We start from the raw sequence: 22750 nt of genomic DNA on the forward strand, positions 1-22750 counted from the left end.
CGCCGAGGCCGGCACCCACGTACACGCCCTGGACCCGCGGGTCCCAGCTCTGCGCCTGCGCGGCCATCGGCAGCGACAGCAGCGTCGCGGCCAGAAGCGTCTTCCTGAAGCTCATCGTCGTTCCTCGCGTCCAACTCACGCACCGGCCGCGCCGGCGCTGATGGCTCCCCTCCGTAGGGGCTGGCATGGAGTTAAACACACTCCGCCAGGAATGACGCCTGATCCAACGCCCGGTGATTACATATCCAGCGCAGTGTGGCCGCAACGCCACAGCCATGTGGCCCTTCGGCGCAGGCCGGCCGCGGGGCGCCCCACCCGTCAGGCGGGAGGCGGACCATTCCGCCCCCGGGGCCCGCGTTCCACCCCGGCACTGCCGATTCCGCCAGGGCCGAAAGCGCACTACTCTTTTCCCGGCGGCCACCCGCCGGGCCGCCGTCCAACACGGCCGGTCCACGGCCGGAGACCAAAGGGAGGCCCGCCACCATGCCCGAAACCACATCCAGACAAGATGCCGGGGTGCAGCCCCGCGCCGTTGCCCTCATCGGCCCTCAGGGCAGCGGCAAGTCCACCCTTTTCGACGCGCTGCTCACCGCCGCAGGCAGCCCGCCGCCGCGCCGTCCGGGCGATCCCCGCACCCGCGCCATGGGCACCGAGGCCCGGCTTGGCCACTGCGACTTCATGGGCGACCCCTGGGCCCTGCTGGATTGCCCAGGCTCGATCGAATTCGTGCAGGAAACCGCCGCGGCGCTCGCCATCGCCGACATCGCCGTGGTGGTCTGCGACCCCAACCCCGCCCGCGCGGCCGGCCTCGCCCCCGCCTTCCACGCCCTCGAACGGGCCGGGCTGCCGGCCATGGTCTTCGTCAACAAGGCCGACACGCTCGGCGACCAGCAGATCCGCGATACCCTCGCTGCCCTGCAGGCCCATTCCCGCCGCCCCCTGGTGCTGCGCCAGGTGCCCATCCGGGAGAAGGGCGAGGTCACCGGCTATGTCGACCTGGTCAGCGAGCGCGCCTATCGCTGGCGAAAGGGCGAGCCCTCCGAACTGATCCGCATGCCGGATGCCGTCGCCGCGCGGGAGGCCGAGGCCCGCGCCGCCCTCGCCGAGACCCTGGCCGACCACGACGACACCCTGCTCGAAAAGGTTGTGGAGGACGCCATCCCCACACCCGAGGATCTCTATCGACCCCTCCATGCCGACATCGCCGCCGGCGCAGTCGACCCGGTCCTGTTCGGCTCGGCGGAACGGCGCCACGGCGTGCTGCGGCTGTGGAAGGCGCTCCGCCACGACACGCCGGGCCCCGACCAGACCGCCGCCCGCCGCGGCGTCGCGCCGGAGGGCGAACCCGTCGCCCAGGTCTTCCGCACCGTCCATGCCGGGCATGGGGGCAAGCTCTCCTACACACGGATCTGGCGCGGCGCGCTGAAGGACGGCGCCACGCTCGACGGTGCCCGCATCGGCGGCATCACCCGCTTCCCCGCCGGTGAGGCCGCCAAGGCCGCCGAGGCCACCATGGGCGAGGTCGTCGCCCTCGGCCGCCTGGACCCGGTGCCGACCGGCGCGACCCTCTCGCCCTCCGGCGCCGTGCCGGCGCTGCCCTTCCCGGCGCCGCCCGCGCCCGTCTACGCCCTCGCCATCACCACCGAGGACCGCAAGGACGATGTCCGCCTCTCCGGCGCGCTCGCCAAGCTGACGGAGGAAGACCCCTCGCTCTCCATCACCCACGACGCGGAGGCGGGGCAGATCGTGCTCGCCGGGCAGGGTGACATCCATCTCGGCTACGCCGTCGCGAGGCTGGCGGAAGCGCATGGCCTGCGCGTCAACACGTCCCGGCCACGCATCCCCTTCAAGGAGACCATCCGCGCCGCGGCGCGCCACCATGCCCGCCACCGCCGCCAGACCGGCGGCCACGGCCAGTTCGCCGACGTGACGCTGGAGGTCTCCCCACGGCCGCGCGGCGAAGGCTTCGCCTTCGAGGACCGCATCGTCGGCGGCGCCATCCCGCGCAAATTCATCCCCGCGGTCGGCGAGGCGGCGGAGGAAGCAGCGCGCAAGGGGCCGCTCGGCAACCCGGTGGTGGACATCGCCGTGACCCTGCACGACGGCGCCTTCCATTCCGTCGATTCCTCCGACATGGCCTTCGCCACCGCCACCCGCATGGCCATGCAGGAAGCGCTGGCAAAGGCCGAGCCGGTGATGCTCGAACCGGTGGACCAGGTCACGGTACTGGTGCCGCAGGACGCCACCCCGGCCGCGCAGCGGCTGCTGACGGGGCGGCGCGGGCAGATCCTCGGCTATGCGGAGAAGGACGGCTGGCCAGGCTGGGACGAGGTGCAGGCCCTGGTGCCGGAGGCCGAGTTGCACGACCTCATCATCGAGCTCAGGTCGCAGACCATGGGGCTCGGGACCTATACGCGGCGGTTCGATCACCTGGCGGAGACGCGCGGGCGGTAGGAAGGTCGGGGGAGGCGAACCTCCCCCGAATCCCCCTCCCTTGTGTGCGAGTTTCGCGCGTGGCCTTTCAATGCGGCGCATGCGTGGCACACTCCCCGACGAGGAAGAGGGGAACGTCACATCATGAACAGCCAGTACACGGTCGCGGACCTGGTCGCGGACATCCTGCCGCGCATGGGGGTCTCGACCGTCTTCGGCATCGTCTCGGTCCACAACATCCCGATGCTCGACGCGATCGGGCAACGCAACGCGCTGCGCTACGTGATGGCACGCGGCGAGATGGGCGGGGCGCACATGGCCGATGCCTATGCGCGGGTGACGGGGCATCTCGGCGTGCTGTTCACCTCGACCGGGCCCGGCATGGCCAACGCCATCCCCGGCCTGGTGGAAGCCCGCTTCGCCGGCAGCCCGGTGCTGCACATCACCGGCCAGACGGCGACGAAGCACATCGACCGCGACGCCGGCACGGTGCACGACGTGCCGGGGCAGACCGCGATCCTCGCCGCCGCCTGCAAGGCGGCCTATCGCGTGCGCACGGCGAACGAGGCCTTCGGCGTGCTCGTGCGCGCGGCCGCCGACGCGCTCTCCGCCCCCCGCGGGCCGGTCAGCGTGGAGATCCCGATCGACGTGCAGCGCGCGCCGATCGCGCGGCCGGCGGGGCTCGACGCCCTGGCGCTGCCCGTCGCGGCGCCGCTGCCGCCCAACCCGGCCGAGCTCGACGCCGCGGCCGAGATCCTCGCCGGCGCGACGCGGCCGATGCTGTGGCTCGGCAACGGTGCCAGGCGGGCCGGCGCGGCGGCGATGCGGCTGATGGACCTCGGCTTCGGCGCGGTGTCGTCCTGGAACGGCCGCGGCACCATTCCCGAGGACCACCCGATGACGCTCGGCGGCCTGCACGGCAACGGCTCCCCGCGCGTGCAGGATTTCTACGGCACGGTCGATGCGATGCTCGTCGTCGGATCCCGCCTGCGCGGGCACGAGACCGGCGACTTTTCCCTCAGGCTGCCGAAGACGCTGATCCACGTGGACTGCGACGCCACCGCCAACGGCCGCACCTATCCGAACGCCCTCTTCGTCCATGGCGACGCCGCGCTGGCGATGGCCGGCATCGCCGACCGCCTGTCAGGCGGCACCGCACTGGATGCCGGCTTCGCCGCCGATTTCGCCGCCATGAAGTCCCGCGCGCGGGAGGAATACCTCGCCACCCTCGGCCCCTACGCGGCCTTCCCCGACGCCATCCGCGCCGCCCTGCCGCGCGACGGCGTCTGGGTGCGCGACATCACCATCGCCAATTCCACCTGGGGCAACCGGGTCTTCCCGATCTACGACCCGCGGAACTCGGTCTACCCGGTCGGCGCGGCGATCGGGCCGGGACTCGCGCTCGGCATCGGCGCCTCCATCGCGGCGCAGGGGCGCAAGACCATCGCCATGTGCGGCGACGGCGGGTTCTCGCTGGGCATGTGCGAGCTCTGGACCGTCGCGCAGGAAAAGCCCGACCTCGTCACCATGGTGATGAACGACGGCGGCTACGGCGTGATCCGCCACATCCAGGACGCGGTCGCGGACGGACGACAGTTCGGGCACGACCTGCTGACGCCGGAATTGCAGGGGCTCGCGGCCCTCGCCGGGCTGCCGTTCTTCCGCGTGTCGAGCGCGGAGAATGTCGGGCAGGTGGTGGCGCAGGCGCTCGCGGTGAAAGGGCCGGCGCTGGTGGAGGTGGACATGCGCGCGATCGGGGCGGTGCCGCCCTATGCGCCGTATGCCTCCATGGGGAAGCACGCGGAGCGGGCGCGGCAATGACGCGCCGGGGAGGGCGCCGCCCTCCCCGGACCTTGGCGGCAGTGCCGCCAAGCCCGCCAAAGGCCGAAAGGCCTTTGGAAACCGGGACCTGGTGTTGTGCTGGCCGGGCGAGGGCGAAGCGTCCGGCCGCGGTCGTGCCTGCGGGCGGGATGGCTGGGCGCGCTCCGAGGCAAGCACGAGAACCCGGCCGTAACGCACCACTACAGCGGAATGCGAAAGAGCAGCCCCTCCTGCCCGCCATAGGCTGCATCCTTGCGGAACCGTTCCACCAGATATCCGCCCTGGGCCAGGATCACCCGCTGCGAGGCGATGTTCTCCGGGTCCGTCGTCAGGTCGACATGCGGCAAGCCGACCGCCCGCGCCTCCGGCAGCAGCAGCGCCAGGGCACGGCGAGCATGGCCCCGCCCCCGTTTCCACGGCACCACCGCGTAACCGACATGGCCGAGCACATGCGACGGCAAGGCTGCCGTCCCCGGCTGCCAGCGGAAATGGACCGCCCCGCAGAAGCCACCATCCCAGATCCAGCGCGTGTAGCCTGGCAAGCGTGGCACGTTCGTCCCATCCGGCAGCGCGATCGGCGCACCCCTGGCCTCCGGGTCATGAAGGCTCTCCAGGAATGCATCAGCATCGCGGCCGATCGCCGCGAGATGCGCCCGCACCACCGCATCCCCCGCGACATTCGCGGGCGACCATCCGCTCTCCAGCGCCGCGACATATTCGCCCAGCGCCTCCCGTCGCGGCCTGATGAGCGTGCCCGAGGTCCCGGTGTCCAGAGGCCGTTCGGCCTCCGGCGGGGAGGTCCGGAGGGGCGGCGCCCCTCCGGTCACGTCGCCAGCACGCGCCTTGCCGTCCATCCCGCCACCCCGCACCCGGCGATCACCGCCGCCATCGGCACTGCGGTGCCGTCCTGCAGCACGCCGAGCAGCGCCCCCACGCCCGCCCCGATCCCGAACTGCAGCGTCCCCATCAGTGCCGAGGCGCTCCCCGCCACCGCACCATGCGGCCCCATGCCGAGCGCGACGGTCAGCGGCATGACCGCCCCGATCATCGCGACGTAGCAGAACAGCGTGACCAGCAAGCCGACGAAGCCGCCGATGCCTGTCACCGCTGTCCCCAGCAGCGCGAGCCCCGCCAGGAGCGGCACCCAGACCACCACCGGCAGCAGCCGCGCCGGCGCGACGCGCTGCGCGAACCTGCCGACCACCTGCCCCGCCGCCATGATGCCGAGCGCATTGGCCCCGAAGTAGAAGCCGTACTGCCCGGCCGGAACGCCGTGCAGCTCCATGAACACGAAGGGCGATCCGCTGATGTAGGCGAACATGCCCCCGATGATGAATCCGCCGGTCAGGGCATGGCCGAGGAAGCGGCGATCACCCAGCAGGCCGCGCCAGACATGCAGCACCGCGAGCACGCCGTCGCGGCGCCGGCGCGCCGGCGGCAGCGTCTCCGGCAGCAGCAGCGCGATCACCGCGAGCATGCCTCCGCCATACAGCGCCAGCAGCCAGAAGATGCCGCGCCAGCCGAAGACCGGCAGCAGCGCCCCGCCGATCATCGGCGCGACGATCGGCGCGACACCCATCACCAGCATCAGTTGCGCCATCAGCCGCACCGCGCCGCGTTCGTCCGTCACGTCGCGCACCACGGCGCGCGCGATGACCATGCCGGCGCAGCCGCCCAGCGCCTGCACCAGCCGCGCCGCGGTCAGCGCCTGCACATCCGGCGCCAGCGCACAGACCACCGCCGCCACCGTATAGAGCCCGAGCCCGACGAAGAGCGGGGCGCGCCGCCCATGCCGGTCCGACAGCGGCCCATAGAGCACCTGCCCGAAGGCCAGCCCGAGGAAGTAGATCGCGAGCGTCCCCTGCACCGCCCCCGCCGTCGCATCGAGCGAGGCGCCGATCGCCGGCAGCGCCGGCAGGTACATGTCGATCGAGAACGGCCCGATCCCCGCCAGCGCGCCGAGGATCAGCGCCAGGCGCCGATGGCTCGGCGCGCTCACGCGGAGGGTGCCGCGGCGAGCGCCTCCGCGGCGAGGGCGAGGGCACGTTCGACCGCCATGCGCCCCTCGGCGGACAGCGGCGCCTGCGGCGGCACCGGGTCGCCCACCGCGAAGCCCTGGATCTGCAAGGCGCCCTTGATGCAGGCGGCGAGCGAATGCGCGGCGAACAGCTCGTTCACCCGCCACAGCGCCCGCTGCAGCGCGAGCGCCGAGTCCCATTTGCCGGCGCGGCACAGCTCGTACAGCCGCACGGATTCGCGCGGGATGGCGCAGGCCGGCCCGGCCATCCATCCCTTGCCGCCGATCATCATCACCGCGGCCGGAATGTGGGCGGAGGCGGCAAAGACCTCGAGCCGACCCTCGGTCCGGTTCAGGATGGACAGCAGCCGCCCGGTATTGGTCGAGGCGTCCTTGATCCCGACGATGCGCGGATGACGCGAGAGCGTGTCGATCGCCGGCAGCGTCAGATCCGACCGCTGGAAATTCGGGTTGGTGTAGAGCACCACCGGCCTGTCGGTGGCATCAGCGATGGCGGTGAAGTACGCCACCACCGCCGCTTCCGAGAGCGGGAAGTACGCCTCCAGGATCGCCAGGATCCCGTCCGCCCCGATCGCGGCATAGTCCTTCGCCTGGCGCACCGCATCGGCCGTGGTGGTCGCGGCGACGCCGGCGACCACCGGCACCCGGCCGCGCGCCTGGTCGACCACGATCTCGACGATCCGCCTCCGCTGCGCCGTGTCGAGATAGGCGAACTCCCCGGTGCTGCCGAGCGGGGTGAGGCCATGCACGCCGGCCCCGATCAGGTGGTCCACCAGCCGGCGCAGCTCACCTTCCAGGATCGCGCCATCCGGCGCGACGGGGGAAACGAGATAGGGAAAGACGCCGTGGAACGCGCTCATGTCGATCCTTCATCCAGGTCGCGCAGCACCGCCAGGATCTCCTGCCGGGCCGGTTCGGGCAGCCCCTGCATGGCGGCGGCGACGCGGCGCAGTGCACGCCGCATGCCGTGGAGCTGGTCGATCAGGCCGAGCGCCACCGCCACGCCCTCCTCGTTCACGCCCATCGCGTCCCGCAGGTCGCGGATCAGGCAGGCGCGGGCCAGGTCGGCCTCGCTGTAGCCCGGCGCCCCGGGCCCGCGCGGCGCGATCCAGCCGGCGGCGACCCAGTGCTCCATCACCGCCGCCTCGATGCGCAGGCTGCGCAACACCTCGGTCTCCTCGGCCATCTCAGCCCTCCATCCCTGCGCGCGGGTTCTGCGCGCGGCCGGCCTCCCAGCGCTCGGCGAAGGCTTCGAGCTCCGCATCCGGCGCGTCGGGCAGCACGATGCGCAGCGTCGCGAAGGCATCGCCGCGCGTGCCGTCGCGCCGCTTCACCCCCCGCCCCTTCAGCCGCAGCACGGTGCCTGTGTTCGACCCCTTCGGAATCTTCACCGCGACCGGACCCGCCGGCGTCGGCACCTCGACCTTCGCGCCGAGCACCGCCTCGGTCAGCGACACGGGCAGGTCGAGCAGGATGTCGTCGTCGCGTCGCGTATAGTGGCGATGCGCGCCGATGCTCACCTCGACCAGCAGGTCGCCGGCAGGCCCGCCGCCGAGGCCGGGCGAGCCCTTGCCGCGCAGCCTCAGCACCTGGCCTTCCCGCGTGCCGGGCGGGATGGTCACGTCCACCACGGCGCCATCCGGCAGGGTCACCCGCCGCGTCGCGCCGTTCACCGCATCGAGGAAATCGATGTCGAGCCGCGCATGGATGTCCCCGCCCTGCATGCGGAACTGCGCACCGCCGCGCCGCCGCCCGCCGCGGCCGAACAGCGCCCCGAGCAGCTCATCCTCGTCCACCATGTCGGCGAAGCCGGCATCGCTGTGATAGGTGCCGCCCTCCGCCGCATGGTCGCGGTAGTAGCGGGGCGGCGGCTGCGGCGGGCGCTCGTTGCCGGAAGCGTCGATTTCGCCGCGGTCGAAGCGCGCGCGCTTCTCCGCATCGCCGAGGATGTCATTGGCGGCCGAGACCGCCTTGAACTTCTCCTCCGCCGCCTTGTCGCCCGGATTGAGGTCCGGGTGCAGCTTGCGCGCGAGGGCACGGTAGGCGCGGCGGATCTCCTCCTGCGAGGCGTCGCGCTTCACGCCCAGGACGGCGTAGGGGTCCTCGTTCACGATGCCTCCTCGCACCCGCTATCCTTCGGCGAGCGCCGCGAGCAGCCGGACATGGCTGTCGATCCCACGTTCGAAGCAGGCGAGATCGAATTTCTCGTTCGGGCTGTGCACCTGGTCGTCCTCCAGGCCGAAGCCGACCAGCAGGCAGTCGAGATCGAGGATCTCCTTGATCTGGCTGACCACCGGCAGGGAGCCGCCGCAGCCCATCAGCACGGCGGGCCTGCCGAACACCGCCGCCAGCGCGCCCCGCGCCGCCGCGACATGGGGGCTGTCGGCGGGCACCTCGATGCCCTCGCTCATGCTGAAGACCTGGATCGAGACCTGCGCGTCCTCCGGCAGCCGGGCCACGATGAAGTCGCGGAAGCCCGCCAGCACCTTGGCCGGGCTCTGCCCGGGCACGAGGCGGAAGGAGACCTTGGCATGCGCCTCGGCCGGGATGACGGTCTTCGAGCCCTCGCCCATGTAGCCGCCCCAGATGCCGTTCACATCCGCGGTCGGCCGCGCCCAGAGCCGCTCCAGCGGGCCGCGCACGAGCTCGCCCGCCGGCACCGACAGGCCGACGCCGCCGAGGAAGGCCTTCTCGTCGAAGTTCAGCGCATCCCATTGCGCGCGCTGCGCGGGCGAGAGTTCCGGCACCTCGTCATAGAAGCCGGGGATCAGGATCTCCCCCGCCTCGTCCTTGAGGTCGCCGAGGATGCGCGTCAGCAGGTTGATCGGGTTCAGCGCCGATCCGCCGAACAGGCCGGAATGCAGGTCCTTGTTCGCGGCGCGGATATCGACCTGTGTGTAGAGCAGCCCGCGCACCCGCGTGCTGATCGCCGGCGTCGCCGGATCCCACATGTTGGTGTCGCTGATGATCGCGACATCGGCGCGCAGTTCCTCGGCGTTCGCCTCGAGGAACTCGGCGAGGTTGCGGGATCCGATCTCCTCCTCGCCCTCCACCAGCACGGTGACGCGGCAGGGCGGGCCGCCGGCGACGTCATGCCAGAAGCGCAGCGCCTCCAGCCAGGTCATGGTCTGGCCCTTGTCGTCCACCGCGCCGCGCGCGACCACGCGCGGGCCGTTCGGGCCGTCGGTCAGCGCCGGCTCGAAGGGCGGGCTGGTCCAGAGCTCGATCGGCTCCGGCGGCTGCACGTCGTAGTGGCCGTAGAACAGCAGGTGGCGACCGCCGCCGGTCGGTCCCGGGTGATGCGCGACCACCACCGGATGGCCCTTGGTCTCCCGCACATTGGCGGTGAAGCCGATGCCGCGCAGTTCCGCGCAGACCCATTCCGCCGCACGCCGGCAATCCTGCGCATGCTGCGGCTGGGCGGAGACGGAGGGGATGCGCAGCAGCTCGAACCAGCGGGCGCGGGAGTCCTCGCGCCTCGCCGCCGCATGCGCGAGGACGGTATCGACTGTGGTCATGCTTCTTTCGCCTGGCTGCGCAAGACGTGCTTCTGGATCTTGCCGGTGGAGGTCTTGGGCAGTTCGGCGAAGACGACCTGCCGCGGCACCTTGAAATGCGCGAGATGCTGGCGCGCGAAGGTCATCAGCTCCTCCGCCGTGGCGGCGGCCCCGGGCTTCAGCTCGACGAAGGCGCAGGGCGTCTCGCCCCATTTCTCGTCGGGCTTCGCCACCACCGCCACCACCGCGACGGCGGGGTGCTTGTAGAGCGCGTCCTCGACCTCGATCGAACTGATGTTCTCGCCGCCCGAGATGATGATGTCCTTCGAGCGGTCCTTGAGCTGGATGTAGCCGTCCGGGTACTTCACCGCGAGGTCGCCGGTGTGGAACCAGCCGCCCTTGAAGGCGCCGTCGGTGGCGGCCTGGTCCTTCAGGTAGCCCTTCATCACCACGTTGCCGCGCATCATCACCTCGCCGAGCGTCGCGCCATCCGCCGGCACGGGCTGCATGGTGGCGGGATCCATGACGTCGAGCCCCTCGAGCGCGAGGTACCGCACGCCCTGGCGCGCCATCAGCGCGGCCTGCTCGGAGGCCGGCTTCGCGTTCCAGTCGCCATGCCATTCATTGACGACGGACGGCCCGTACACCTCGGTCAGCCCATAGACGTGGCAGACGGCGAAGCCGGCGGCGCGCATCGCGGCCAGCACCGCCTCGGGCGGCGGCGCGCCGGCGACGATGAACTTCACCTGGCCGGCGAGCGCGCGCTTCTCGGCCTCCGGCGTGTTGAGCAGCGTCGCCATGACGATCGGCGCGCCGCACATGTGCGTCACGCCCTCCTCCGCCATCAGCCGCCACATGTCGGGCCCGCGCACCGCGCGCAGGCAGACATGCACGCCCGCCTGCGCCGTCACCGTCCACGGGAAGCACCAGCCGTTGCAATGGAACATCGGCAGCGTCCAGAGATAGACAGGATGCCTGGCCATCTCCGCCGACAGCACATTGCCCACCGCCAGCAACTGCGCGCCGCGATGATGGTAGACGACCCCCTTCGGCTTGCCCGTGGTGCCGGAGGTGTAGTTGAGCGTGATGGCATCCCACTCGTCGGCCGGCGGCGACCAGGCGAAGGCGGCGTCGCCTTCCTCCAGCAGCGCCTCGTAGCCCATCCCGCCCAGGGTCTCGCCCTTCGCGGCGGCGGGCGCCAGCGCATCATCCACCTCGACGATGAGCGGCTTCACCTTCGCCTGGACCAGCGCCAGCCGCACCGCCGGCATGAATTCCTTGTCCACGATCAGCACCTTCGCCTCCCCGTGGTCGAGGATGTAGGCGATGGTCGCGGCATCGAGCCGCGTGTTGATCGTGTTCAGCACCGCGCCGGCCATCGGCACGCCGTAGTGGCATTCCAGCATCTCGGGGATGTTGGGCAGCACCGCCGCCACCGTGTCTCCCCGGCCAATGCCTCGCTTCGCCAGCGCGTGCGCCAGCTTCACGCAGCGTTCGCGCAGCTCGCGGTAGCTCCGCCGCGTCGCGCCGTGCACCACGGCGAGCTGGTCCGGATAGACCTGCGCCGCGCGCTCCACGAACAGCAGCGGCGTCAGCGGCTGGTGGTTCGCGGCGTGGCGCGCCAGCCCCGTCTCGTAATCGGTCATTTTGCTTCCTAACGATCTTCCCAGACGGGCCGGCGCTTCTCGAGGAAGGCGCCGATTCCCTCCGCCGCGTCATGCGCCATCAGGTTCTCGGCCATGACGCAGGCAGCCTCGCGATAGGCTTCGCCCAGCGGCAGATCCACCTGGCGGTAGAAGGCGCGCTTGCCCATGCGCACCGTCAGCGCCGACCGCGCGGCGATGCGCCCGGCCAGTTCCAGCGCGGTGTCCATCACCTTCTCCGCCGGCACCACGCGATTCACCAGGCCGATGCGGAAGGCTTCCTCCGCCGGGATCATGTCGCCCAGCATCAGCATTTCCATCGCCGCCTTGCGCGGCACGGCGCGCGCCAGCGCCACCGCCGGCGTCGAGCAGAACAGCCCGATATCCACCCCCGGCGTGCAGAAGCGCGCATGGTCCGACGCCACCGCCAGGTCGCAGGTGGCGACGAGCTGGCAGCCCGCCGCCGTCGCCACCCCCTGCACCGCGGCCACCACCGGCTGCGGCAGGCCGACGATCGCCTGCATCACCCGCGAACAGGTCTCCATCGCGCGGTCGAAGAAGCCTCGCCCGCCATCGGCGTCGGCGCGGTGCGCAGTGATCTCGCGCAGATCGTGTCCGGCGCTGAACACCGGGCCCGCCGCGGCAAGCACGACGCAACGGATGCGCCCGTTCTCGCCGATCTCGGCAAGGCTGTTCTCCAGCGCCTCCAGCATCCGCAAGGACAGGCTGTTGCGGGCCGCCGGGCGGTTGAGCGTGAGGATGGTGACGCCGTCCGCGCCGTCCTCCCGCAGCAGCAGCGGCGCCTCCGCGCCCATCTCCTTCGCCGCGCTCATCGGGTCGTCCTCCTGCCGTGCTGTGGCGACTATAGCCTGCGCGGCGCCGTCGCATGAAGGCACCCCCCCTTGCCGCCCCCCCGCCACCGGGGCCAGCCTGCCCCTTTCTCCGGGGGAGAGAGCCGCGCATGGCCTGGTCTGCTCACACCATCATCCAGAACGGGAAGCCGATCCCCTTCGAGGAGGCGCGCGTCCATCCCCTCTCGGTCGGCCTGGCCTACGGCGCCGCGGTCTTCGAAGGCATCCGCGCCTACATGAACCCGGCCACCGGCCGCCTTTCGGTCTTCCGGCTGGAGGAACACCTGGCGCGGCTCGACCAGGGCATGAAGTTCATGCGATTCGACGATCCGCCCTCCCGCGACGTGCTGCGCCAGGGCGTGCTCGAGTCCGTCCGCGCCAATGCGCCGGATGACGACTGCTACATCAGGCTCCAGGTGCACATCGAAAGCCGCGGTTCGCAATCCACCACCGGCAAGGTCGGCTGGGTCTGCGCCGCCATCCCGCGCGATCGCTCACCCAAACGTGAATCGGGCCTGTCGCTCGGCGTCTCCTCCTGGACGCGCATCGCGGACAACACCATGCCCGCCCGCATCAAGGCGACGGCCAACTACCACGCAGGGCGCATCGCCACGCTGCAGGCCCAGGCCGATGGCTACGACGCGCCCATCCTGCTGACGCGGGAAGGCAAGCTCAGCGAGTCCGCCGGCGCCTGCCTGTGCCTGGTGCGCGACGGGGTGCTGATCACCCCGGCCCGCGACAGCGACATCCTGGAAAGCGTGACCCGCGGCACGGTGATGGAACTCGCCGCGGAACTCGGCGTGCCATGCGAGGAACGCCGGGCCGACCGCACGGAGCTCTATGTCGCGGACGAGGTGTTCCTCTGTGGCACCGGGCAGGAACTGGTGCCGGTCACGCGCGTGGACCGGCTGCCGGTCGGCGACGGCAAGCCCGGCGCGATCACGATGCAGTTGCAGGCCGCCTACGAGGCAGTGGTGCGGGGGACGACCGACGCCCACGCGGCTTGGCGGACGCCGGTTCCGTAGGAGAGGCCGAGCCAAGAAATTCCGCCTTATCGGCAGGGCGGGCGTTGGAGGGGCGCCGCCCCTCCAAGCCACCCCGCCAAAGGCCGAAAGGCCTTTGGAAACCATGACCTGGCGCCGTGCACGGCGGTCTGGACGGACCCCGGGACCCGCATTTGTGCACCGCGCGCGTCGGGACGACCGGGACCACCCTGCCTGCACGGAACCACGTCCCGGTTCCCAAAGGCCTTTCGGCCTTTGGCGGGGAGAGCTTGAGAGGGGCCGCGCCCCTCTCAACACGCCCGTCCGGCACGCACCAAGCCCCCCGTCCGAGGGCCTCGCGGCCCTCGGAACCCAGGGGGATCGGGGTCAAGGAGCCTGCCGGCCCCTTGCGGGTCCAGGGCGTTGCCCTGTTGGGGTGCGGGGCGCAGTCCCGCCCTGGACGTCAGCCCGCGTTCAGCGGGATGGCGACGAAGCGCCGGGCGCCTTCGCGCTCCACCTGTAAGGCGATGGAGGGCCGCCCGGCGGTGCGCGCCGCGCTCACCGCCTCGGCGACGTCGCGCGGTTCCTTCGCCTCGCGGTCGCCGGCGCGCAGCACCACGTCGCCCGGCATGAGGCCGCGCTCGGCCGCCACGCTGCCCGGCTCGACGCGGGTGATGGCGACGCCGCCCTGCGGCCGCGGCGCCAGGCCGATGCCGATGCTGGGCTGGGCGGCCGGCGTGCCCGGCTTGCCGGCGGCGCGGCTCGACGGATGGGTGCCGATCTGCACCGCCTGCTCGATCGCCGTGCCGTCGCGCAGCACCGCGAGCGTCGCGGTGCGGCCCGGCGCGACATCCGCCACGCCGGCGGCGAGGTCGCGCGGGTTCTCCACCCGGCGGCCGTCGATCGCCGTCACCACGTCGCCGGCGCGCAGCCCGGCCCGGGCGGCCGGGCTCTCCGGCTCGACGCCCGCCACCAGCGCGCCCTTCGCATCCTCGACGCGCAGCGCCGTGGCCAGGTCGCGGTCCATCGGCTGCAGCGAGACGCCGAGCCAGCCGCGCTGCACCGCGCCGTGCTCGCGAAGCTGCGCGACCACGTTCTGCACCATCTTCGACGGCACCGCGAAGCCGATGCCGATATTCCCGCCGGAGGGCGAGAAGATCGCCGTGTTCACGCCGACCACCTCGCCGGCCGCGTTGAACAGCGGGCCACCGGAATTGCCCGGGTTGATCGAGGCATCGGTCTGGATGAAGTCGTCATACGGGCCCGCACCGATCTGCCGCCCGCGCGCCGAGACGATGCCCGCGGTGACGGTGCCGCCGAGGCCGAAGGGGTTGCCCATCGCCATCACCCACTCGCCGACGCGGGTCCTGTCGCTGTCGCCGAAGGCGAGCGCCGGCAGCGGCGCGCCGGCCTCGACCTTGAGCAGCGCGATGTCGGTCGCGGTGTCGCGGCCGACGACGCGCGCCGGCAGTTCCCGCGCATCGGCAAGCACCACGCGCACCTCGGCGTTCTCGCCCACCACATGGGCGTTGGTCACGATGTAGCCGTCGGCCTGGACGATGAAGCCCGAGCCCTGGCCGGCGCGGCGCTGGCCCTGCTGCGGCGCCTCACGCCCGCCGAAGCGGCGGAACATCTCCTCCATGGGGCTGCCGCGCAGCTCGGGCGGCACCTCGGCGGTGGCGGCGGCGGCGCGCTCGGTGGTCAGCACGCGCACCACGGAGGGCCCGACGCGACCGGCGACCTCGGCGAAGTCCGGCGCGGCGACGCGGGCCGCGGCGGCCGCGACCGGCGCCGGCACCTGCTGCGCCGTGCCGGGAATGGCGGTCAGCGCGGTGGTGCCGAGGGCGAAGGCCAGCATGCCGGCAGCCAGGGCGGAACGGCGGAGGGTGAAGGGGGAAGCCATGTGTCTCTCCCGAAGCGAAGGTCTCGGAACCCCGCCGGGTGGCGAGGCATCGGGGGGAGAAGACGACATCGCCCCTCGTCCCCCCCTGTCGCCGTCCTTACCGATCCGTATGTTGATGCCGTCAGCCAGGGGGGATCCGTTGCGCATCCTGCTCGTCGAGGACGATGCCGAGACCGCCGCCTATGTCGCACGCGGGCTGGAGGAGGCCGGCCATGTGGTGGACCGCGCGGCGGATGGCCAGGACGGGCTGTTCCTCGCCACCGGCGGCGGGCATGAGGTGATGGTGGTGGACCGCATGCTGCCGCGGCTCGACGGCCTGTCCATGGTGCGCGCCGCGCGCGCGGCCGGGATCATGACGCCGGTGATCTTCCTGACCGCCCGCGCCGGCGTCGGCGACCGGGTGGAGGGGCTGGAGGCCGGCGCCGACGACTACCTCGCCAAGCCCTTCGCCTTCGCCGAATTGCTGGCGCGCATCAACGCCCTCGCCCGCCGCCCGCCGCTGCAGCAGGAAGTCACCGTGCTGCGCGTCGCGGATCTCGAGATGGACCTGATCCGCCGCAGCGTGACGCGCGCGGGCAAGCGGATCGACCTCCAGCCGCGCGAGTTCCGCCTGCTCGAATACCTGATGCGTCGCGAAGGCCAGGTGGTCACGCGCACCATGCTGCTCGAAGGCGTGTGGGACTTCCACTTCGACCCCAGGACCAGCGTGGTCGAGACCCATATCAGCCGGCTGCGCGGCAAGGTGGACAAGGGCTTCGAGCGGGAGCTGATCCACACCGTCCGCGGCGCCGGCTACGTCATCCGTGCCGATGGCTGAGGCACATCCGCGCTGGGTCTTCGCGCGCACCACCGCCTTCCGGGTGACGCTGCTGCACCTGCTGCTGACGCTGGCCGGCACCTCGCTGGTCGGCGGCGTGGCCTGGTGGTCGACGGCCGGCTTCGCCGCGCGCCAGGCGGCGCAGGAAATCGAGCGCGGCATGGGCGTGCTGCTGCAATCCGGCGCGATGTCCGGCCCGCGCGGCATCGCGCTGTCGATCGAGGCGCGGCTCGCCGCCGACCGCAGCGGGGTGGAGTTCTACCTGCTCGCGGCGCCGGACGGGCAGCGCATCGCGGGCAACCTGTCAGGCGTGCCGCAGGGGCCCGGCTGGCACGAGGGTACGGCGCGCCTCGCCGAGGGCGCCGAAGCGCCGGTGATGATGCTCGCCACGCCGCTGCCCGGCGGCGGCGCGCTGGTGGTGGGGCGGGATCTTTCGGCGGTGCGCGCGCTGGAACAGCGGCTGCTGTCGGGCGCGATGTGGGTAGGCGGCGCGGTGCTGCTGCTCGGGTTGGCGGGCGGCCTGCTGATCGGTCGTGGCGTCGCGAAGCGGGCGGCGGCAATGGAAGCGGCGCTCGCCGCCGTGCAGGCGGGGGCGCTCGACCGGCGCCTCGCCGTCGGCAGCGGCGGAGACGAGTTCGACCGCCTCGCCGCCCGGATCAACGCCACGCTCGACCGCCTGCAATCGCTGATGGCCGCGCTGCGGGAAGTGACGGACGACATCGCCCACGACCTGCGCACGCCGCTGACGCGGCTGCGCCAGCGCCTGGACACGGCTGCGCAGGCGCCGACGCCGGCGGCGATCGCCGCCGCGCAGGGCGAGGCCGACGCGCTGCTCGACATCTTCGCCGCCCTGCTGCGCATCGCCCAGGTGGAATCCGGCACGCAGCGCGCCGGCTTCACGCGCGTCGACCTCTCCGCCATCGCGGAGTCGGTCGCCGAGGTCTATGCCCCCGCCGCGGAGGAGCGCGGCCAGACGCTGGCGACGGACATCGCGCCCGGCGTGACGCTCACCGGCGACCCCGCGCTGCTGACGCAGATGCTGGCGAACCTGGTGGAGAACGCCGTGCGTCACGGGCGGGAGGCGGGTCGCGTCGCCCTCGCCGTCACCGGCGAGGGCGTCACCGTCACCGACGATGGTCCCGGCATCCCGCAAGCCGAACGCGAGCGCGTCTTCCGCCGGTTCCACCGGCTGGACGCGGCACGCTCCACGCCGGGCAGCGGGCTCGGCCTCGCCCTGGTGCGCGCCGTCGCGGAACTGCACGGCATGTCCGTCATGCTCGAAGACGCGTCGCCCGGGCTGCGGGTGCGCGTGTGGCTCCATGGTGAACCCGGCATCCGCGCCAACTGATACATAGCTCTTCATGTCTTCATAAATACTCAATGTTTACAATAACTTAGATCGCCCCCAGGGTGGTCCGAACCTCGGACGGAACCACCATGCGCCTTGACCATTCTGCCGCCGCGGCCCTGCTTGCCGCGTTGCTCCTGTCGCCCGGCATCGCCGGTGCGGAGGAACCGCCCGACTGCGCCGAGGGCTTCGCCCTGACGCCCGGGCTCTGCCTTTCGACCGAGGTGACGGTGGACGCCATCGCCAATCTCCGCGGCGGCATCCGCCGAGGGGTGGCGGGCATCGGGCAGGTCTGGTCGGAGCTCGACGCGGATCTCGGCACGCTGGCGGGGCTCGACGGCTGGAGCGCGCGGGTCTCGGTCATCGGTGTCCTCGGGCGGCAGCCCTCGGCGACGCTGACCGGCGGCCTCGCCCCGGCCAGCAACATCGAGGCGGTTTCCACCGTCCGCCTCTTCGAGCTCTGGGCGGAGCGCTCCTTCGGCGCGTGGGGCTCGATTCGCTTCGGGCAGCTCGCGGCGGACGGGGAATTCGCCGTCGCCGATCCGGCGAGCACCCTGGTCAACGGCACCTTCGGCTGGCCGGTGGCGCTTGCCACCGGGCGCGGCGGGGGCGGGCCGGCCTATCCGCTGGCGGCGCCCGGCATCCGCCTCGCCCTCGGTGACCCGCAGGACGGCACGGGGCTGCGGCTCGGTCTGTTCTCGGGCAATCCCGGCGGGCGCTACGGGGACGGCACCGACCCGCAGCAGCACAACCGCTACGGCATCACCTTCAGCACCGCCGGCGGCGCCCTGGTGCTCGCCGAGGCGGTGACCGGCGCCGCCCCGCCCGAGCCCGGCGGCCATCGGCCCTGGGTGCTGAAGCTCGGCGGCTGGTTCCACAATGGCGGCTTCGATTCGCCGCGTTACGACGAGAACGGGTTGTCGCTCGCCGACCCGGCCTCGAACGGCGTGCCGCGGCGCTACGACAATTCCTATGGCGCGTTCGGCGTCGCCGAGGCGATCCTCTGGCGCGAGGACGACACCCAGATCGCCGTCTTCGTGCGCGGCTTCGCGCAGCCGGCGGACCGCAACACGGTGGCGCTCCAGCTCGATGCCGGGCTCGCGCTGCGCGGCCCCTTCGGCCGGGCGGAGGATACGGCGACGCTCGGCGTCTCCTGGGCGCGGATCGGCAGCGCGGCGCGCGGCTATGACCGTGACCTCGCCGTCTTCGGCGATCCCGTCCCGGTGCGCAGCCACGAGACGGTGATCGAGGTGAACTACGACGCGGCGGTGGTGCCGGAGCGCCTGTTCCTGCGCCCCTTCGTGCAGGGCCTGTTCAACCCGGCCGGCGGCGCGCCGGACGAGCGGCGCGGCGCCACCAGGTCCATGCCCGATTCGCTCCTGGTCGGGTTGCGCGCCGTGACGCGGTTCTGATCCGCCTCGGATCCGTCGCGCTTCAGCTCCCGGCTCGGATCGCCGAGACGCGACGGTTCAGCGCCCGGCCCGCCTCGGTGGCGTTGTCCGCCAGCGGCTGGTCCGGTCCCTTGCCCTCGACGGCGAGCCGCCCCGCCGCGATGCCCTGCGCCGCCAGCCAGGCGCGCACGCTCTCCGCCCGCCGCAGCGAGAGCGGGCGGTTCAGCGCCGCGGTGCCGGTGCTGTCCGTGTGGCCGACCAGCGTCAGGCGCAGCGCCGGATCGGCCTGCAGCGCGGCGCGCAGCTCGCCGAGCACGCCGGCGGCCGAGGCGTCGAGCTCGGCCGAATTGGTGCGGAAGGTGATGTAGAGCTGCACTTGGCCGCGCGCCGCCAGCGTCTGCGCCACCGGCGCCTGCACCGGCACCGCAGCCGAGGCGGGATTGGCAGCAACGTTGGCGGCGACGCCCTCGAAGCGGAAGCTGCCGGGCCAGGCGTCGAAGTCGCTGCTGCGCACGCCGTTGCGCAGCGCCCCGCGATAGGCGTCACGGCCCGGCAGGCTGCGCAGCGTGACGACGCCGCCCGTCACCGGAATCGCGCCCGCATGCACCGCGGCGCGGCAGATGCCGGAATCATCCGTATAGATCTCCACGCCCCAGACGCTGCCGATCGCCGCCGCCTCGCCCGGGCAGAGGCAGCGTAGCGGCTCGGCGACGCCGCGGTAGAGTGCGAAATTCTCCGGACAGGGCTGCGGCGTGGCCGTACGGGCAGCGGCGGGGCGCAGGGTGAAGCTCGAATCGTACGCCTCATACTCGTCGCTGGTGACGCCGTTGCGCGTGCTGCCGCGATAGCTCGCCGCGCCGCGCGTGGCGGTAACGACGACTTCGCCGCCATTCGCGGTCAGCAGGCCGGCATGGCGGGCAGCGACGCAGATGCGGGAATCGGCCGTATAGGTATCGGTGCCCCAGACCTGTCCCTCGGCGGCGCTGCCGGCGCGGCAGGCGCAGGTCATGCTCTGCCCCGGGCGCCGGCCGGTGAAGTCGTCGGGACAATTGGGCAGCGGGCCGTCCTGCGCGGTGGCCGGGGACATCCAGGCGAAGACCGCCAGGGCGGGCAGAAGGCGCACGGCAACGGACACAGGCAGGCTCCTCAAAGGTGGATCGGCGGGCGATGCGCGGAGGCGGGCCGCACCGCGATACGCGCCGGCCCGATGGCTTGCGCTGAAACCGTGCAGGGCGCGGCGCGTCAGCGCGGCCCGGCCTGGTCCGGCCAGAACCGCACGCCTTCCCGCGCCAGCCCGCCGCCGACGCCGATCGCCGTACCGTCCGCACGCCAGCATGCCGCGCCCTCCATCGTCCCGTCCGGATGGAAGCCGATGGCACACATGCCGCCGCCGACATGCGGCATGCGCGCGATCCGGTGGCCGCGGGCGGCGAGCTCGCTGCGAACATCCTCGCCGAAGGCAGGTTCCATCTCCACCGCCTCGCCCTGGGTCCAGAGGCGTGGCGCCTCCACCGCCTCCTGCAGCGACATGCCGTGGTCCACCAGGTTCAGCATGCCCTGCATGACGGAGCCGAAGATGCGCAGGCCCCCGGGCATCCCTAGCGCATAGGCCGGCTGGCCGCCGCGCAGCACGATCATCGGCGACATCGATGTCGTCACCCGCTTGCCCGGCGCGATGGACAGCGCCTTGCCGGGTCGCGGGTCGAAGGTGGCGAGGTAGTTGTTCGGGATCATCCCCGTGCCGTGCACGATGAAGCGCGCGCCGAATGTCGAGTTGATCGTCTGCGTCATGCAGGCGATCCGCCCTTCCGCATCCGCCACGGTGATGTGCGTGGTGTTGGGGCTTTCCGCCGCCGGGATGCCGGCGCTCCAGTCCTGCGCGCGCGCCATGTCCAGCATCGCCCGGCGCTCGTCGCCATAGGCGGCGGAGATCAGCCTCTCCACCGGCACCTGCACGAAGTCCGGGTCGCCCGAGGCCGCGGCGCGGTCGGCGAAGGCGATCTTCAGGCATTCCGCCAGCAGATGCGCCGTGTCGGCGGAGCCGAACCCCATCGCCCGCAGGTCGTAGCCCGACAGGATGTTCAGCATCTGCAGCACATGCACGCCGGAGGAGGCCGGCGGCGGCGGCAGCACGATCTCGACATCGCGATAGGGGCCGCGCAGCGGGGTGCGTTCCACCGTGCGATAGCCGGCGATGTCGGCGGCGCTCACGATGCCGCCGGCGCGCGCGATACCGTCCGCCACCGCCTGGCCAAGCGCGCCGGACAGCGCCGCGGCACCTTCGCGGGCGATGGTCTTCAGCGTCTCCGCATAGTCGGACTGCACCACGCGGTGGCCCGGCTTCAGAGGCGCCCCGTCAGGCAGGTAGATCGCCGCGATCGCCGGGTCCTTCGCCATGTCCGGCGCCGCTTCCCTGGCGCATTCCGCGAGGTAGGGCGTGGCGCGGTAGCCGCGCTCGGCATGGCGGATCGCCGGCGCCATCACGTCGGCCAGCGGGACGGACCCGAAGCGCTCCAGGATCTCGCACCAGGCCTTGAGGTTGCCCGGCGTCGCCACCGACAGCCCGCCGACCACGTTGACGCGGCCGACCGCTTCGAGGAAGCGCGGGTTCTCCGGCTGCGCGGGCGTGAACATGTCCGGCCGCGCCGCGGCGGCGCAGGTCGCCATGCCGTCGATGATGGTGTGCGTCCCGTCCGGCAGGCGCAGATGCGCCGTGCCGCCGCCGAGCAGCCCGACCATCATCGGCTCCACCACCGTCAGCGCGAACAGCGCCGCGATCGCCGCATCCACCGCATTGCCGCCGGCGGCCAGCATCTCCGCCCCCGCGGCGGAGGCGAGCGGGTGGTTCGTCACCACCATGCCCTTCGTGCCGGTGGCCGGCCGCTTGTCGCAGGTGAAGCGCGTGCCTGCGCGCGTCGTCCAGTCGCTCGTCATGCCGTGGTGATCCGTTCAGTTGCCTGGTGTGGACAGCCGCAACACGCGCTGCGGCTGGCAAAGATCCTCGCCCACGCGATCCTCCGTCCGTCCGTTGGACCAGCGGATGCGCAGGTCGTTGCCGCAGGGGCTTTGCGATGGCGGGGTGATGTGCAGGGCATTGCCGGGCGGCAGCTCGACGCGGCCGATCAGCGAGCCGCCGTAGCGCCCCTCGCCCGCAGGCGAGATCTCCACCGCCACGATGTCGGCCGGGCCGAGGTTCATCACCACGAAGGGTCGGGGCCGGCCCTCCTGCTGCGCCGCGGCCGGCGCGGCCGCCAGCATCAGCGCGACGAGGGCGCCCCGGCCGACTTGCTTCCCTCGAAACGCAGTTCCGGCGCGGAGCAAAGATCAACCCCCGGACGATCCTCGGTTCTTCCGCCAACATAGACGACGCGGATGTTGAACGCGCAACCCTGCCCCGGCGGCGGGCGCAGCAGCACCGCGTTGCCGGGCGTGATCTGCGCATTGCCGAGCCAGTCCTCGCGCCCGATCCCTTCCTCTTCCCGCGCGACGTAGAGGCGGGAGATGGTCTCGCTGGCGAGGTTCATCAGCCGCGCGGCGGCGGGCCTGGGCGCCGGGGAGAGCGGCAGGGACCCGGCGGCGCCGGGCCCGCCCGGCGGGGCGGCCTGTGCCGGCGGGGCGGGCCGCGGTTCGCTGCCCGGCACGGGGATCGGCGGCGGACCCGGGCTCGGGATGATCGTCGCCGGGACGGCCGGCGTGGGCGGAGACGGCGGCGCGGGCGGCAGCGCCGCAGCGAGGGACCGCAAGGGATTCGGCACCGCCCCGAGCAGCGCGCGCAACCGCGGCTCGAACAGCCAGGCCGCGGCTGCGAGCGCCGCCAGCAGCAGCACGACCAGGAGGGCCAGCGCGATCCCCCGCCCCTTGCCTGGACGCGGCAAATGCGGCGCGGGATCGTTCGCCGGCACGCCCTGTCCTAACGGCGCGCCCTGTCCCGCCGGCGCGGCCTGCCTCGCGGGGGCCGCCGCGCGCGGCGGTGCGCCTCGTGGCGCCGACGGCGGCGCGACACCCGCCGATCGCGCCGCGGCGGT

General features: G+C 72.5%; 19 protein-coding genes. 6 read left to right on the forward strand and 13 right to left on the reverse strand.

Going from position 1 to position 22750, the window contains the following annotated elements:
• Window positions 1-483: 483 nt before the first annotated feature.
• Window positions 484-2454 (forward strand): elongation factor G, encoded by a 1971-nt coding sequence (locus GXW74_RS26275; protein ID WP_211849713.1) that lies wholly within the window; start codon window positions 484-486, stop codon window positions 2452-2454.
• 123 nt (window positions 2455-2577) lie between these two features.
• Entirely contained in the window at window positions 2578-4254 is a 1677-nt protein-coding gene (locus tag GXW74_RS26280) for a thiamine pyrophosphate-binding protein (RefSeq protein ID WP_211849715.1), read from the forward strand.
• A gap of 200 nt (window positions 4255-4454) precedes the next feature.
• Here GXW74_RS26280 and GXW74_RS26285 read toward each other — a convergent pair whose 3' ends face one another.
• The 8 genes from GXW74_RS26285 to GXW74_RS26320 are packed head-to-tail and all read right to left on the reverse strand — an operon-like array spanning window position 4455 to window position 12265.
• Window positions 4455-5108: a GNAT family N-acetyltransferase gene (locus GXW74_RS26285; protein ID WP_211849717.1), complete on the reverse strand. Its 654-nt coding sequence runs from the start codon at window positions 5106-5108 to the stop codon at window positions 4455-4457.
• Window positions 5078-6253: a Bcr/CflA family multidrug efflux MFS transporter gene (locus GXW74_RS26290; RefSeq protein WP_211849718.1), complete on the reverse strand. Its 1176-nt coding sequence runs from the start codon at window positions 6251-6253 to the stop codon at window positions 5078-5080. The genes GXW74_RS26285 and GXW74_RS26290 overlap by 31 nt, the downstream gene beginning before the upstream one ends.
• Window positions 6250-7152 (reverse strand): dihydrodipicolinate synthase family protein, encoded by a 903-nt coding sequence (locus tag GXW74_RS26295; protein WP_211849719.1) that lies wholly within the window; start codon window positions 7150-7152, stop codon window positions 6250-6252. The genes GXW74_RS26290 and GXW74_RS26295 overlap by 4 nt, the downstream gene beginning before the upstream one ends.
• Entirely contained in the window at window positions 7149-7478 is a 330-nt protein-coding gene (locus GXW74_RS26300) for a chaperone modulator CbpM (protein ID WP_211849720.1), read from the reverse strand. The genes GXW74_RS26295 and GXW74_RS26300 overlap by 4 nt, the downstream gene beginning before the upstream one ends.
• Before the next feature lies 1 nt (window position 7479).
• Window positions 7480-8403 (reverse strand): DnaJ C-terminal domain-containing protein, encoded by a 924-nt coding sequence (locus tag GXW74_RS28715; RefSeq protein WP_338148346.1) that lies wholly within the window; start codon window positions 8401-8403, stop codon window positions 7480-7482.
• An 18-nt stretch (window positions 8404-8421) separates the two neighbouring features.
• Window positions 8422-9810, reverse strand: coding sequence for a dipeptidase (locus tag GXW74_RS26310; protein ID WP_211849721.1), 1389 nt, complete (start codon window positions 9808-9810; stop codon window positions 8422-8424).
• On the reverse strand, window positions 9807-11435 hold the full coding sequence (locus GXW74_RS26315) for an acyl-CoA synthetase (RefSeq protein ID WP_211849722.1): 1629 nt from the start codon (window positions 11433-11435) through the stop codon (window positions 9807-9809). Before GXW74_RS26315 ends, GXW74_RS26310 begins: the two co-directional genes overlap by 4 nt.
• Window positions 11436-11443: 8 nt before the next feature.
• Complete coding sequence (locus GXW74_RS26320; protein WP_211849723.1) at window positions 11444-12265, reverse strand: enoyl-CoA hydratase; 822 nt, start codon at window positions 12263-12265, stop codon at window positions 11444-11446.
• A gap of 128 nt (window positions 12266-12393) precedes the next feature.
• Here GXW74_RS26320 and GXW74_RS26325 point away from each other — a divergent pair, with 128 nt between their 5' ends.
• Window positions 12394-13308 carry an aminotransferase class IV gene (locus GXW74_RS26325; protein ID WP_211849727.1) on the forward strand — a complete coding sequence of 305 codons (915 nt, stop codon included), beginning with the start codon at window positions 12394-12396 and terminating at the stop codon, window positions 13306-13308.
• Window positions 13309-13729: 421 nt separating this feature from the next.
• Here the strand turns inward: GXW74_RS26325 and GXW74_RS26330 are convergent, their stop codons facing one another.
• Window positions 13730-15169: a Do family serine endopeptidase gene (locus GXW74_RS26330; RefSeq protein WP_211849729.1), complete on the reverse strand. Its 1440-nt coding sequence runs from the start codon at window positions 15167-15169 to the stop codon at window positions 13730-13732.
• Between the two features lie 139 nt (window positions 15170-15308).
• On the opposite strand from GXW74_RS26330, the gene GXW74_RS26335 reads away from it, so the two are divergent.
• From GXW74_RS26335 to GXW74_RS26345, 3 genes are all read left to right on the forward strand, one after another.
• On the forward strand, window positions 15309-15986 hold the full coding sequence (locus GXW74_RS26335) for a winged helix-turn-helix domain-containing protein (RefSeq protein ID WP_211849730.1): 678 nt from the start codon (window positions 15309-15311) through the stop codon (window positions 15984-15986).
• Window positions 15979-17334, forward strand: coding sequence for a sensor histidine kinase (locus tag GXW74_RS26340; RefSeq protein ID WP_211849731.1), 1356 nt, complete (start codon window positions 15979-15981; stop codon window positions 17332-17334). The genes GXW74_RS26335 and GXW74_RS26340 overlap by 8 nt, the downstream gene beginning before the upstream one ends.
• An 89-nt stretch (window positions 17335-17423) precedes the next feature.
• Complete coding sequence (locus GXW74_RS26345) at window positions 17424-18746, forward strand: carbohydrate porin (RefSeq protein ID WP_211849732.1); 1323 nt, start codon at window positions 17424-17426, stop codon at window positions 18744-18746.
• Window positions 18747-18768: 22 nt separating this feature from the next.
• On the opposite strand, the gene GXW74_RS26350 is transcribed toward GXW74_RS26345, so the two are convergent.
• The 4 genes from GXW74_RS26350 to GXW74_RS26365 all read right to left on the reverse strand — a co-directional run bounded on the left by GXW74_RS26350 (window position 18769) and on the right by GXW74_RS26365 (window position 22627).
• The gene (locus tag GXW74_RS26350) at window positions 18769-19860 is read right to left on the reverse strand and encodes an OmpA family protein (RefSeq protein WP_211849734.1); all 1092 of its coding nucleotides are present in this window, start codon (window positions 19858-19860) and stop codon (window positions 18769-18771) included.
• 107 nt (window positions 19861-19967) lie between these two features.
• Window positions 19968-21659 (reverse strand): gamma-glutamyltransferase, encoded by a 1692-nt coding sequence (ggt, locus tag GXW74_RS26355; RefSeq protein WP_246524184.1) that lies wholly within the window; start codon window positions 21657-21659, stop codon window positions 19968-19970.
• A 15-nt stretch (window positions 21660-21674) separates the two neighbouring features.
• Window positions 21675-21983: a hypothetical protein gene (locus GXW74_RS26360; protein WP_211849736.1), complete on the reverse strand. Its 309-nt coding sequence runs from the start codon at window positions 21981-21983 to the stop codon at window positions 21675-21677.
• The gene (locus GXW74_RS26365) at window positions 21983-22627 is read right to left on the reverse strand and encodes a hypothetical protein (RefSeq protein ID WP_211849738.1); all 645 of its coding nucleotides are present in this window, start codon (window positions 22625-22627) and stop codon (window positions 21983-21985) included. Before GXW74_RS26365 ends, GXW74_RS26360 begins: the two co-directional genes overlap by 1 nt.
• Window positions 22628-22750 lie beyond the last annotated feature (123 nt).

Origin of the sequence: Neoroseomonas eburnea (assembly GCF_018129005.1) — a bacterium.
GTDB lineage: Bacteria > Pseudomonadota > Alphaproteobacteria > Acetobacterales > Acetobacteraceae > Neoroseomonas > Neoroseomonas eburnea.